Genomic DNA, 12,908 nt, shown 5'->3' with positions numbered 1-12,908 from the left:
TCTCCCCGCGTGCGGGGAGAGGTCGGATTGCATCGCCAGATGCAATCCGGGTGAGGGGGACTTTCAGCACGGTCGGTGGGTGTGGCTGCCCCTCACCCCAACCCTCTCCCCGTGAAGAACGGGGAGAGGGAGCGCACCGTCCGCGTCGGACTAGAATCGACTAATCATGATCAGCGCTGCGCCAGTTGCTTCGTGTCAGCCCCATCGCGTGCGCCCATCGCGGCCACCTGCGTCTTCAGCAGTGCCCCTGGCCGCACGCGCTGCAGGCCGTTGACGACCACGCGCTCGCCAGGCTTCAGCCCCGCCGAGATGATCCTCAGGCCTTCGACGCTGCCGCCGAGCGTGACCGGCCGGTACACCGCGCGCTCGTCGTCGCCGACCACCATCACAAATTTCTTGTCCTGGTCGGTGCCGATGGCGCGCTCGTCGAGCAGGACGAGCGACTGCTGCTGCGGCTGGCCCATGCGGACGCGGGCGAACTGGCCGGGGATCAGGGTGCCGGTCTCGTTCTTGAACACGGCGCGGACGCGGATGGTGCCGGTCTGGCCCTGCACCTGGTTGTCGATCAGCTGGATGTGGCCCGACGCGGTGATGCCGCCCGACGTCGTCATCTCCACTGGAATGCGATCGAGATTGCCGCGCTTGCCGGAGGCGTCGGCCACGGCGGCCAGCGCCCGCAGCACGACATCCTCGGTGGCGTCGAAGCTCGCATAGATCGGATTGACCGAGACCAGGTTGGTCAGCACCGGCGAGGCCGAGCCGGCGGCGACGAGATTGCCGACGGTGACCTCGATGCGGCCGACGCGGCCGTCGACCGGCGCGCGCACCTGCGTGTAGTCGAGATTGAGCTTGGCCGCCTGGAGTGCGGCTTCCGCCGCCTTGACGTTGGCGATCGCCTCGCGATTGCCGTTGTCGCGCTGGTCGTAGTCGCGCTTGGTGACAATGGAATTGCCGACCAGCTGCGCGCCGCGCTCGAGCTCATTGGCGGCGAAGGAGGCGCGGGCGCGGGCGGCTTCGAGCTGCGCCTGGGCGCGGTCGACCTCGGCAGCGTAGGGCGCGGGGTCGATCTTGAACAGCACGTCGCCGGCCTTCACCAGCGAGCCCTCGGTGAAATTGGTGGCAAGGATGGCGCCGGCGACGCGCGGCCGGACCTCGACCCGCTCGACGGCTTCGAGCCGGCCGGAGAACTCGTCCCACAGGCTGGCCTTGCGCGGTTCGATGACCGAGACCGTCACCGGGACGGCCTGTTCCGGCGCCGCGGCGTGAGCCGCCTGCGGGACGGGGCTGAAATGGAAATAGTGCGAACCGGCATAGGAGCCGGCGGCGATCAGCGCGCCGGCAACAGCGACGGTGCTCAGCCACCGGTTCAGGCGGTTAGGGGAACTCGTATCAGGCGAAGGCATTGTCCCGCTCCAGATTTGTAGTGCTCGCTACAAATGTGGCGCTGGCAACTCGTTCGCAAGAGACTTATGTAACGGATGCTACGAAAATCCTAGACGGAACTTTGGCGGCTGCGCCAGATCAAAGAAATGGCTAGGAATCGCAAATAGATAAGAATCAGTCGGGGCGGAGACGAAAACAGGAGTTTTGCACCATGGGCGTCGGACGGCCCCGGACTTTCGATCGCGACACCGCGCTGGACCAGGCGATGGAGGTGTTCTGGCGCCATGGCTATGAGGGCGCGACCATCGCCCAGCTCACCGACGCCATGGGCATCAACCCGCCGAGCCTCTATGCCGCCTTCGGCAGCAAGGAGGCGCTGCTCAAGGCCGCGCTCGACCGCTACACCCAGCGCCGCGAGGCCTGGATGGAGGAGGTCCTGGGCGCGCCGACCGCCCGCGAGGTCACCGCGCGGATGCTGATGGGCGTTGCCGAGAAGCAGACCGATCCGTCCAATCCCCCTGGCTGCCTGCTGGTGCAGGGCGGCCTCGCCTGCGGCTCCGGCTCGGCCAACGTGCCGTTCGAGCTCGCCGCGCGGCGCGCCCAGACCGAGGAGCAGCTCCGGCATCGCTTCGATCGTGCGAAGCAAGAGAGCGACCTGGCCGAGAGCGCCGACCCCGCCGCGCTGGCGCGCTACGTCTCCGCCGTCATCACCGGCATGAGCGTGATGGCGTCCTCCGGCGCCGACCGTCAGTCGCTGGCGCAGGTCGCCGAGGTCGCCATCAAGACCATCGCAGATCAGTCGGTGCGGGCGCCGGTCACCGCGAACTGATCGCTCGCATGCGCTGGGCGACGGGGCGCTCTGCCGTCGTACTGTCTTGTGCTCGCGGACGCGATGCGGTCCCCTGCGGCCGCCTCATTGTCAGCGCGAACCAAGAGCCATTTCTTCATGCGTGTCTTCTCCGCCGCCCTCGCTACCGAGACCAACACCTTTGCGCCGATGCCGACGGGACTCGGGACCTTTCACGAGCGTGCGTATTTTCCGGCAGGGCAGCACCCCGACAAGATGCAGATGCATGGCGGGCCGCTATGGGCGGCGCGGCAGGTCGGGCCGTCCAAAGGATGGACGCTGATCGAGGGGCTGGTCGCGGCGGCGGTGCCGAACGGGCTCGTCACCCGCGCGGCGTTCGAGACCTTGCGCGACCAGATCCTCACCGACCTCAAGGCCGCGATGCCGATCGACATGGCGCTGATCGGCCTGCACGGCGCGATGATCGCCGACGGCTATGACGACTGCGAGGGCGAGCTGCTGTCGCAGATCCGCAAGATTGTCGGCCCAGACGTTGTCATCGGCGCGACACTCGATCCGCATGTCCATATGAGCGAGCTGATGGTGGACAGCGCCGATCTCCTGATCTGCTGGAAGGAATATCCGCACACGGACATTCTCGAGCGCGCGCAGGATCTGGTGAAGCATTGCACGGAGCTGGCCGAGAAGCGGCTGAAGCTGCGCAAGGCGCTGGTCGACACCGACATGATCGTCACTCTGCACACCACGCGCGAGCCGGTGCGCAGCTTCGTCGACCGTATCACCGCGCTGGAAGGCAAGGACGGCATCGTCTCGGCGTCGGTCGTGCACGGCTTTGGCTGGGGCGACACGCCCGCGATGGGCACCAAGGTGCTGGTGTATAGCGATGCGGCCGTCGATCCCGACGGCGCGAAGGCGCAAGCGCTGGCGCGCAAGCTCGCGGACGAGCTGATCGGCATGCGCGAGGCTGTGACCGAGCGCATGCCCGGCGTCGATGCCGCGCTCGACCAGGCGCTGGCCAAGGACGGCACCATCGTGCTCGGCGATGCCAGCGACAATCCCGGCGGCGGCGCGCCGGGCGATTCCACCTTCATCCTGCGCCGCGTGCTCGAGCGGAAGATCGAGAACGTCTGCGTCGGCCCGATGTGGGACCCGATCGCGGTGCGCATCGCCTTCGATGCCGGCGTCGGCGCCAAGCTGCCGTTGCGGATCGGCGGCAAGATCGGGCCGCTGTCGGGCGATCCGGTCGATGCGACCTGGGAGATCAAGGCGCTGAAGGAGAACATGGTGATGACCGGGCTCGCCGGCACGCCGGCGAAGCTCGGCGATTCCGCGCTGATCGCAACCGGCGGCGTCGAGGTCGTCATCACGACGTTCCGCTGCCAGGCGTTCGGGAAGGACTTCTTCACCCAGCTCGGCTGCGATCCGTCGACGCGCAAGCTCGTCGTGGTGAAATCCGCGCAGCACTTCCGCGCGTCGTTCGCCCCGATCGCGGCCGACATCATCATGGTCGATGCGCCCGGCGTGGTCGCGCGCGACGTGACGACGTTGCCGTACAAGAAGATCAAGCGTCCGAAATGGCCGCTCGACGAGCTGCCGCAACTGACGCGCGCATGATGTCCCAGAATGCGACGCTGTCAGCGCTGACGTTAACGTTCGGAACGCGGCTGGAACGAACCGCGTCCGAATCGCTGGCGAATCACAGTTTGAAATCCGTTCATGGCTAGATGTCGTGGCCCTGCGAAGCGACGCGCAACATGCAGCGACGGCGTACGTCTCGCGCGGCGCGTTGCTCGTCAAAAGAGTTAATAGCCGGGCGGCGGTTTACGTCGGCGATGATCCGAACCGCCGCATCCACGCGGCGCGCAGGCCGATGGGCGTCGGCGAGAACGGGCCAGGCGGTGCGCGCGTGATCAGGGCGAGCAGCACCAGCGCGGCGATGGCCAGCCAGAAGCACAGCCAGAACGCATCGAGATAAGCGAGCACATTGGCTTCGCGCTGGACTTGCGCGGCCAGCGTGCCGACGGCGCGGGCCTTGGCCTGTGCGCCGCCATGACTGGCGAAATAGCCGGTGAGCCGCTGCAGTGCGCGGGCGACGTCGACATCGCCGCTCTGGATGTTGAGGCCGAGATACGCCGAATGCACCTGCTCGCGCACGCGCAGCCACGTCCCCATCAGTGCGACGCCGATTTCAGCGCCGCCGAGCCGCATGATCTGGATGTAGGCCGCGAATGATGTTGCGCGCGCCGGATCGGAATTCGACAGCGCGAGGATGATGATCGGAAGCAAGGTCAGCGCCTGTCCGATCGACTGCAGCACGACGATGCCGATGAAATCCTCTCGCGCCCAGGCGTGGGTCAGCTGCGTGCCCATCAGATTGGCCGCCGCGAACGCACTCAAGCCGAGCACGACGACGATGCGCGGATCGAAATGGCGCAGCAGCCAGATCGGCAGCGGCACCAGCACGACCATCGGCAGTGCGCCATAGACCAGCAGAAGTGAACCGCTCTGCTCCGGCCGCAGCTGCGTGATCGCAGCGAGAAAGTTCGGGACCAGTGACGCGTTCGACAGGCTGGTGAGCGTGTACAGCAGGATCACGGCCAGCGAGAGCCCGATGTTGCGCGAGAACAGCACGTTGAAATGCGCCCAGGGCTGCGGCGCCAGCGCCTCGTTGATCAGGAACAGCACGAACAGCACGGCGCCGCCGGCGAGCAGCGCCATCACCGTGCCGGATTGCAGCCAGTCGAGCCGGTTGCCCTGGTCGAGCCCGGCATAGATCATCGACACCGCGCTGCCGAGCAGCAGCATGCCGCCCCAATCGGCCTTCTCGAGCAACGTGCGATTGACCGGCTCGGCGGGAGTGCCGAGATAGACCATCAAGGTCATCAGCGGCGCCAGCACGACGCCCTGCCAATACAGCCACTGCCAGCCGAGATGCTCGACATAGAAGCCGACCAGCGACGTCGAAGTATCAAGCGCGAAGCCGACGCGGATGGAGTAGATCGAGATCGCCGGCAGCCACCAGCGGATCGGCAGGTTGCGGAAGACGATCATCAGGGTCGCCGGCACGAAGGTGCCGAGCAGCATGCCGTGGATGATCGCGAGCGTGATCAGGGTTGGATAGTCACGGACGAACGGAATGATCAGCGACACCACCGCATAGACCAGGCTTGGAATGCCGAGCACGCGGCGCAGGCCGAACACCGTCGCGAGCCACGCCACCGCCGGCGCGATCAGGATCTGCGAGCCGATCGCGGCAGTCGACAGCCAGGCGCCCTCGTCGAAGCCCAGCGAGAATGCGCCGCGCAGGTCGGGCAGGCCGACCGAGGTCAGCCGGCTGTCGAAATTGGCCAGGAACGAGCCGAGCAGCACGGCGCCGACTGCGAACAGCGGATGTGCCGCCTGGCCGCCGCGCGACAGCGGCCCGCGATCGGCTGCGCTGATCGCGTCACTTGCTGCCATCGGCCGCGCCTGCGGTGCGGATGTGGGTCACGACCGACATGCCCGGCAGCAGCCGGTTGAGCAGCGGCTGGTTGGCGTCGAGCGCGATGCGCACCGGAATGCGCTGCACGACCTTGGTGAAATTGCCGGTGGCGTTGTCGGGCGGCAGCAGCGCGAATTGCGAGCCGGAGGCCGGCGCGATGCGCTCGACCCGGCCATGCAGCGTCTCGCCGGGGAAGGAGTCGACGGTGAGGTCGACCGGCTGGCCCGGCGCGACATGCGTGAGCTGCGTTTCCTTGTAGTTGGCGATGACGAAGACCTGCGGCAGCGGCACCACGGCGATCAGGCTGCTGCCGATATTGACATAGTCGCCGGTCTGCACCTGGCGCTGGCCGACGACGCCGTCGAACGGCGCGGTGATTTTGGTGTAGCCGAGCTTGAGCCGGGCGGCCGCCAACGCTGCCTTGGCCCCGGCGAGGTCGGCGCCGCGCTGCTTCTTGGTGCCGGTCAGCACCTCCAACTGATGACGCTGGGCGGCGATCACGGCGCGGCTGGCGCGCACATCGGCCTGCGCCTTGGCATAGGCGGCGGTGGCCTGCTCCAGCCGCTGCTTGGTGCCGGCCTCGCTCTGCGACAGCGATTGCTGGCGCTCTTCCTCCTGCCGGGCCTGCACCTCGGCGGCGCCCGCGGAGACCTGCTGCGCCTCGGCCTGCGCAATGGTCGCGTATTGCAGCTCGACCTGGTTGCTGAGATTGTCGAGCGCGGCCTGCGCGGCCTCGACATTGGCCTCGGCCTGCGAGACCTGGGCCTGGTAGTCGGCCGGATCGATCTGCACGAGGAGGTCGCCAGCCTTGACCTGTTGGAAATCGCTGACCGCGACCTTCAGCACCTCGCCGGCGACCCGGCTCGACAATTGGGTCAGGTCGGCGCGGACATAAGCGTCGTTCGTGGTCTGGGTCGTGGCGTTGCCGGTCCAGGCATTCCAACGGCTGGTTGCGAGCGCCACGAAGGCCAGCGCGACGATCACGGCCAACAGGGGAATGGCCAGGCGCGCCCACAGGCCCGGCGACGCTGCGGGCGAGGGCGGGGGTGGCGCCGCACGGGACGCCGCATCGACGCTGCTCGATGTTTCACTCAAGACACGCCTCCATCGCCCGACATTCACCGGCTGCACCAGTGGTAGCCCATTCTGCGGGACCTGCCACCTGGACTCCAGGGTGAGGAGATATGCATTCGCAGCTCGTGGATAGTCCGCGTGCCCGCCGGAGCCGGCGCTTGGCACGCGGTGGGCCATGATGTCCCGGAATGCGACGCCGATGACGCTGCCGTTAACGTTCAGAACGCGGCTGGAACGAACCGCGTCCGAATCAGTCGCGACTCACGGTTTGAAATCTGTTCACGGCTAGATGTCGGCATGATCAGCAAACGTCCGACAACATGCAGCATCCGGCGTGCGTCTCACGCGATGGCGTTGATGCGCGGAGGTTAACGGCGCCGGTCGAGCAATGAGCGGCTCCGCAAGCATCGCGTGTCGCGTACGGCATCGCTGCCATCCGTTGCATTTGCTTCACCTGCAACGTCGACCTATGCTGTCGCGCGTTCTGCGTTCGGGCTCTGCCTTTTCATCTCCAGGACGAAAGCATTCGGACGCATGGCAACGAGGGGCGCGGTTCTGATCGCCGGCGGTGCCGGCTATATCGGCGCTCACTGCTGCAAGGCGGTCGCCGCAGCCGGCTTCACCCCGGTCTGCTATGACGACCTGTCCACCGGCCACCGCAGCTTCGTGCAATGGGGGCCGTTCGTCCTCGGCGACATCGCCGACAGCCGCTTGGTCGCGGACACCATCCGGCGATACGACGTCCGGGCGGTGATGCACTTCGCGGCATCGAGCGCGATCGGTGAATCGGTCGTCGACCCGCAGACCTATTATCGCAACAACGTCACCGGCGCCCTCGGCCTTCTGCAGGGCATGCGCGAGGCCGGCTGCGCGTCGATCGTGCTGTCCTCGACCGGCGCTGTTTATGGCGAGGCCGGGCGCGATCCGATTCCGGAAAGCGCGGCGGGACCGGCCATCAATCCCTATGGCCGCTCCAAATACATGATCGAGCAGATCCTGGCCGATTACCGCGCCGCCTACGGCTTCTCGGCCAGCGTGCTGCGCTATTTCAACGCCAGCGGCGCCGACGCAGAGGGCCGGATCGGCGAGTTGCGCAATCCCGAGACGCATCTCATTCCGCGCGCGCTGATGGCGATCCTCGGCCATGTCACGGATTTCGCGATCTTCGGCACCGATTACGACACGCCCGATGGCACCGCGGTGCGCGACTACATCCATGTCGACGATCTCGCCGCCGCCCATATCGCCGCGCTCGTGCGGTTGCTCGAAGCCGGGGCCGGCGGCACCTATAATCTCGGCACCGGGGCCGGCCATTCGGTGCGCGAGGTCGTCGATGCGATCCGTGACGAAACCGGCGAGCAGGTGCCCCTGGTGTATCGCGCGCGCCGCGCCGGCGACCCGCCGGTGCTGGTCGCCGATCCCCGTCGCGCCCGGCAGGAGCTCGGCTTCCAGGCGCGCTGTTCGGACCTCGGCACGATCATCCGCTCGGCCTGGGCTTGGCACCAGACGGCGCATCCGCGCATCGCCTGAGCGGCGCGTCGTGGAAAGAGTGTTGCGCGAGAGCTGCTAGGCCGCCGCTGGCGGCGTATGCGCGAAGGCGTCCATCAGCATCAGCTCCACGTGCTCGTCTTCCATCGACCAGCGGCCGATCTCGGCGTCGTCACGGAAGAAGTGGATGCTGTGGACCGGCGAGCGGACATCGTCGCCGCGAATCATCCGGAGCAGGGTCTGCGCCACGCGGCAATGATCGCCGGGCAGCCTGAGATCGAAGAATGCATCGCCATAGCCCGGCAGCGGAGTGCCGGCCGAATCGCGAACTTCCATGCGCAACTGTGCCATGCTCGCATTCAACGACAGTAACGGTTTCCGCCCGGTAAATGCCGCCGGGTCGCGCCTCATATGAAGCGGCCATCATGGCGTGATCATGTCGCGTGCGACGCCTTGAGGCGCGCTGATCTCCTTCCAGGTGGAGTTCGCGACATGCACCGGCGGGAAGGCTGGCCGCTCGACATAGCGGCCGTCGCCGGCCTCCGCACGCAGCTCGCCGTCGCGGAAGGCGATGCGGCCGCGCGACACGGTGACGGCGGGTCCGCCGGTGCAGCTGAAGCCTTCGAACACGTTGTAGTCGATGCGGCTCACTTGCCGGCTCGCGCTGATCGTCTTATGCGCGGCCGGATCCCACACCACGAGGTCGGCGTCCGAGCCGGCCATGACCGCGCCCTTGCGCGGGAAAATGTTGAGGATGCGCGCGATGTTCGCCGAGGTGACTGCGACGAACTCCTCCTTGGTCAGCCGCCCGGTGCCGACACCGGCGCTCCACAGCAGCGGCATGCGGTCCTCGAGCCCGCCGGTGCCGTTGGGAATCTTGCGGAAGTCGCCGCGGCCGAGCCGCTTCTGCTCCAGCGTAAAGGCGCAATGATCGGTCGCGACCACCTGCAGCAAGCCGGATTGCAGCCCCGCCCACAGGCTGTCCTGATGCGCCTTGTCGCGGAACGGCGGCGACATCACGCAGGCCGCGGCCTGATCCCAATCCGCGGCGCGATATTCACGGTCGTCGAGCAGCAAATGCTGGATCAGCGGCTCGCCGTAGACGCGTTGGCCGGCGGCGCGGGCGCGCGCGATCGCCTCGTGCGACTGCCGGCAACTGGTGTGCACGACATAGAGCGGCGCGCCGGTCATGTCGGCGATCATGATGGCGCGGCTGGTGGCCTCGCCCTCGACCTCCGGCGGCCGCGAGAAGGCATGGCCCTCCGGCCCGTCGATGCCGCGCGCCAGCATCGCCTCCTGCATCCGGGCCACGACGTCGCCGTTCTCGGCATGGACCAGCGGCATGGCGCCGAGCTCCGCGCAGCGCGCGAACGAATTGTACAGCTCGTCATCATCCACCATCAAGGCGCCCTTGTAGGCCATGAAGTGCTTGAAGGTGTTGATGCCGTAGGTCTGGACGACGACCGCCATCTCGTCGAACGCCTGCTTCGACCAGGAGGTCACGGCCATGTGGAAGCCGTAGTCGGCCGCCGCCTTCTCCGACTTCCGCCGCCAGTCCTGATAGGCGGCGAGCATCGACTGGCCGGGGTCGGGAATGCAAAAGTCCACCACCATGGTGGTGCCGCCGGCGAGCCCCGCCTTGGTGCCCCATTCGAAATCGTCCGCCGACACCGTGCCCATGAAGCCGAGCTCGAGATGGGTGTGCGGATCGATGCCGCCCGGCATCACGTAGCATCCGTCGGCATCGATCACCTCCGCCGACAGCGGCGGCTCGATCGAGTTGCCCACCGCGAGAATGGTGCCGCCCTGGATCAGGACATCGGCGCGCCGGGAATGATCGTGGTTCACCACCGTGCCGCCGCGGATGAACAATGACATGGATCGCCTCTCGCCCCGCGCATCGCCTGACGTCGCATCCTTGCGGCGCCGAGAACGAATCTAACGCGCGCAGGGCGAGCTGCCCTGATCAAATTTTGATCAGGGCAGAGCGCAGGCGAGGCAGGCGAGCGCTCAGGCCGTCGCCTCATTCCAGATCGATGGCGTGGTACTGTCCGGTCTTGTCGAGTTGCGTCCCCCAGACCTTGTGCAGGGCCTGGTGGTCGGACGGGCCGAAGCTCACCTTCGATCCGACGCCGAGCTCGTAGTTCTGCATCGTTTCGAGGGCATCGACCACCGACTCCGTATCGACGGCGGGACCGGCGCGGCGCAGACCCTCGATCAGGATGTTGGCCGTGAGGTAGGCTTCGAGAGAAGTGTAGTCGGCCGGTTCACCCGGGAAATATTTCGCGAGCGCCTTCTTGTAGTTCAGCGTCACGGATGCATAGCCCTCGACCGCCGGCGTGACCTGGGTGCAGATGACCCCGTCGGCATATTTGGGACCGAGCACCGTCAGCTCGCTGGCCAGCCCGGTGCTGCCGACGCCCGAGATCGTCGCGTAGATCATGTCGGGATAGAGGTCGCGGGTCTTCTCGATGAACTTCGCCGCGGCGCGGAAGGTCGCCACCAGCACGACGGCCTTGATGCCATGTTTCTGTCGGCGCAGTTGCGCGATGGCGTCGTCGACATTGACGGTGTTGCGGCTGTAGCTCATGCGGAAGACGTCGCCCGTGCCGCCGCGGAGCGCGTGCATCGCCTTGCTGACGCCGTCCCATCCGGCGTCGCCATAGGCGTCCTGCTGGATGAGAACGCCGATCTCCTGCGGACGCAGCTTGCGGGTCTTGACGAGATAATTCACCAGCGCATGGGCTTCCTCGGCATAGCCGGCCCGGTAGTTGAAGACGTAGCGGTCCGGCGGATCGCGGCGCAGCGACGGGGCGCCGGTAAAAGCGCCGAAATACAGCGCATGATGTTCGAGCGCGTAGGGCACCGAGATCAGCGCGGTCGGGCTGCCGTAATTCTCGACGAAGCCGAACACCTTGTGCTGCTCGTAGAGCTCCTTCATCGCGTTCAAGGTCCGCGCCGGCTCGTAGGCATCGTCGGCCGTGTAGAGCTTGAGCTGGCGGCCATTCACGCCGCCTTCCTCATTGGCTTGTGAAAATGCGAGGTCGATGCCGAGCTTGAGCTGATGGCCCATTTCCCTGGCCGGCCCCGAAAACGGCGCCGCCATTCCGAAGCTGATCTCGCTGTCGGTGACGCCCTGCACCGGAGGCCGCGTGTTGGCCGGCGGCGCCGCTGCGGCATTTGCCATCCGCGGGTCGAACTTCGGCGCGCGGTCGTCCTCCCGCAACGGCATGCTCTGGTCCGGCGTGGCCGCAGGGAGGGCGTTCGCAAGCGCGCCGGTCGGAAGATTATCCGGGGTGGATGCTGCGCTCTGCGGCGCTCGGGGCGGCGATGACGGCGCAGCGGTCGCGGGGGCGACGTCCACAGTGCTGTTGGCAGAGAGGGCAGCGGTCCACCGCGCCGGCAGTTTCATCGCGGCAAATCCGGCGACGCCGGCGGCCACGGCGACGAGCCCGACAATGCTCAGCAGGCCGACGACATTGCGTTCGCGTGGCGGCGGTGGAACCTGCTGCACGCCGAAGCGAGAGGCAAATTCGGCCGGCGTCGGCCGCTCGTAGTCGTCACGCCACGGCGCGTCATAGTGCGGATGCCGGCCATCCGCGTGGCCGGGCGAGAATGGCGGATCACGGTCGTCATTGGGCGCACGCAAATGTCTCACGATTTCCCCCTTGGCTCGCGCGGCCGTGTCGTTGGATTTTCTTGTTTGGCTCGCGCGGCGCCATACGCTGCAGGATGTGCCGGCCGGCGAAGCTGGCCATGCTCCGACATCTGCGCATGTCGCACGAACTAACACTCGCCATCGAGTGTCAGTGGATGAGTATCAGTAGATCGGCAGTTCCCGATATTGTCTGGAACACGTCCGAACCTCGGCATGATACTGCGAAGCAATGCGGCGGTTGTTTGTTCGCCTCGCGCGATCAGCATCAAGCGGGCGAGAGCCGCTATGGCATCAGCAAGGCGGGAGGTGGGCGTGATGTTCGTTACGCTGTCTGGTGGGTCGGCATCAAGGAGCTGACGGCGGGGTGCGCCATATCAAGCTCTCGTCAGCCACCACTCTTCTCATTCACCGCCAGTCCCGCCACCATCGCCTTCACCATGGTGGCGATCTGCTGGCGCAGCAGCGCCAGCGGCACGGCGATCAGCTTCTGCTCCAGGCCGAGCGCGACCATGCCGTGCACGGCGGAGAAAAGACTGCGCGCGACGATGCTGATGTCGTCGAACGAACGTTGCGGAAACAGCGCCGCCAGCGGCTGATGGATGTGACGAAACAGATGCATCTGGTCGGCGACCGCCCAATCGGGCAGGGGCTTGTCCGCCGGCATGCGATGTTCGAACAGCGCGCGCCAGAGTTCGAGATTATGGGCGGCGAAGTCGCAATAGGCGATCGCGATGCGCTCCAGCGCCGCCGCCGGGCCGGGCGGATCGGCGCTCTCGGCCGCCGACAATTCCGCATCGAGCCGCGCCAGGGTGCGTGAGCCGACCATCAGCACCAGTTCGTCGACATCAGCGACGAGATTGTAGACCGCCCCGTTGGCGACACCGATCTCCTGGGCGAGATCGCGCGTCTTCAGGCCGGCCAGACCCCGCGTCCGGATCATCCGCTCGGCCGCCTCGATCAGGGCCTCGCGCTGTTTCGCGCGTCTTTCCAGGGTTTTAGACATTGTTAACCATGAT

General features: G+C 66.8%; 10 protein-coding genes. 3 read left to right on the top strand and 7 right to left on the bottom strand.

All coding sequences use genetic code 11. From position 1 onward, the window contains the following. Positions 1-170: 170 nt before the first annotated feature. Positions 171-1,403 carry an efflux RND transporter periplasmic adaptor subunit gene (locus BRAD285_RS27710; protein ID WP_006614123.1) on the bottom strand — a complete coding sequence of 411 codons (1,233 nt, stop codon included), beginning with the start codon at positions 1,401-1,403 and terminating at the stop codon, positions 171-173. 191 nt (positions 1,404-1,594) lie between these two features. Between BRAD285_RS27710 and BRAD285_RS27705 the strand changes: the two genes are divergently transcribed. Both BRAD285_RS27705 and BRAD285_RS27700 read left to right on the top strand, forming a co-directional pair. Continuing rightward, the gene (locus BRAD285_RS27705; protein WP_006614122.1) at positions 1,595-2,212 is read left to right on the top strand and encodes a TetR/AcrR family transcriptional regulator; all 618 of its coding nucleotides are present in this window, start codon (positions 1,595-1,597) and stop codon (positions 2,210-2,212) included. Positions 2,213-2,329: 117 nt separating this feature from the next. Continuing rightward, positions 2,330-3,805 (top strand): M81 family metallopeptidase, encoded by a 1,476-nt coding sequence (locus BRAD285_RS27700; protein ID WP_006614121.1) that lies wholly within the window; start codon positions 2,330-2,332, stop codon positions 3,803-3,805. Between the two features lie 207 nt (positions 3,806-4,012). Here BRAD285_RS27700 and BRAD285_RS27695 read toward each other — a convergent pair whose 3' ends face one another. Both BRAD285_RS27695 and BRAD285_RS27690 read right to left on the bottom strand, forming a co-directional pair. Then, positions 4,013-5,650, bottom strand: a complete 1,638-nt coding sequence (locus BRAD285_RS27695; protein ID WP_006614120.1) for an MFS transporter — start codon at positions 5,648-5,650, stop codon at positions 4,013-4,015. Continuing rightward, a complete protein-coding gene (locus BRAD285_RS27690; RefSeq protein WP_006614119.1) occupies positions 5,637-6,767 on the bottom strand; it encodes an HlyD family secretion protein in 1,131 nt (376 codons plus the stop codon). Before BRAD285_RS27690 ends, BRAD285_RS27695 begins: the two co-directional genes overlap by 14 nt. A 513-nt stretch (positions 6,768-7,280) precedes the next feature. Between BRAD285_RS27690 and galE the strand changes: the two genes are divergently transcribed. Next, on the top strand, positions 7,281-8,276 hold the full coding sequence (gene galE, locus BRAD285_RS27685) for a UDP-glucose 4-epimerase GalE (RefSeq protein WP_006614118.1): 996 nt from the start codon (positions 7,281-7,283) through the stop codon (positions 8,274-8,276). Positions 8,277-8,312: 36 nt separating this feature from the next. Here galE and BRAD285_RS27680 read toward each other — a convergent pair whose 3' ends face one another. From BRAD285_RS27680 to BRAD285_RS27665, 4 genes are all read right to left on the bottom strand, one after another. Continuing rightward, a complete protein-coding gene (locus BRAD285_RS27680; RefSeq protein WP_244563565.1) occupies positions 8,313-8,570 on the bottom strand; it encodes a hypothetical protein in 258 nt (85 codons plus the stop codon). Positions 8,571-8,657: 87 nt separating this feature from the next. Continuing rightward, the gene (hydA, locus tag BRAD285_RS27675; RefSeq protein ID WP_006614116.1) at positions 8,658-10,112 is read right to left on the bottom strand and encodes a dihydropyrimidinase; all 1,455 of its coding nucleotides are present in this window, start codon (positions 10,110-10,112) and stop codon (positions 8,658-8,660) included. 145 nt (positions 10,113-10,257) lie between these two features. After that, complete coding sequence (locus tag BRAD285_RS27670; RefSeq protein WP_035648036.1) at positions 10,258-11,892, bottom strand: ABC transporter substrate-binding protein; 1,635 nt, start codon at positions 11,890-11,892, stop codon at positions 10,258-10,260. A 385-nt stretch (positions 11,893-12,277) separates the two neighbouring features. Continuing rightward, on the bottom strand, positions 12,278-12,895 hold the full coding sequence (locus tag BRAD285_RS27665; RefSeq protein ID WP_035648034.1) for a TetR/AcrR family transcriptional regulator: 618 nt from the start codon (positions 12,893-12,895) through the stop codon (positions 12,278-12,280). Positions 12,896-12,908: the final 13 nt, after the last annotated feature.

The sequence above is a fragment of the Bradyrhizobium sp. ORS 285 genome (genome assembly GCF_900176205.1).
Taxonomy (GTDB): Bacteria; Pseudomonadota; Alphaproteobacteria; order Rhizobiales; family Xanthobacteraceae; genus Bradyrhizobium.
The sequence above is the reverse complement of the archived record's forward strand: the minus strand, read 5'-3'. Positions and strand labels throughout refer to the sequence as shown.

Bases quoted from the DNA above. Each gene is read 5' to 3' on its own strand.
- BRAD285_RS27680 (WP_244563565.1), bottom strand. From the start codon at position 8,570: ATGGAAGTTCGCGATTCGGCCGGCACTCCGCTGCCGGGCTATGGCGAT.
- BRAD285_RS27665 (WP_035648034.1), bottom strand. From the start codon at position 12,895: ATGTCTAAAACCCTGGAAAGACGCGCGAAACAGCGCGAGGCCCTGATC.
- BRAD285_RS27705 (WP_006614122.1), top strand. From the start codon at position 1,595: ATGGGCGTCGGACGGCCCCGGACTTTCGATCGCGACACCGCGCTGGAC.
- BRAD285_RS27700 (WP_006614121.1), top strand. From the start codon at position 2,330: ATGCGTGTCTTCTCCGCCGCCCTCGCTACCGAGACCAACACCTTTGCG.
- hydA (WP_006614116.1), bottom strand. From the start codon at position 10,112: ATGTCATTGTTCATCCGCGGCGGCACGGTGGTGAACCACGATCATTCC.
- galE (WP_006614118.1), top strand. From the start codon at position 7,281: ATGGCAACGAGGGGCGCGGTTCTGATCGCCGGCGGTGCCGGCTATATC.
- BRAD285_RS27695 (WP_006614120.1), bottom strand. From the start codon at position 5,650: ATGGCAGCAAGTGACGCGATCAGCGCAGCCGATCGCGGGCCGCTGTCG.
- BRAD285_RS27710 (WP_006614123.1), bottom strand. From the start codon at position 1,403: ATGCCTTCGCCTGATACGAGTTCCCCTAACCGCCTGAACCGGTGGCTG.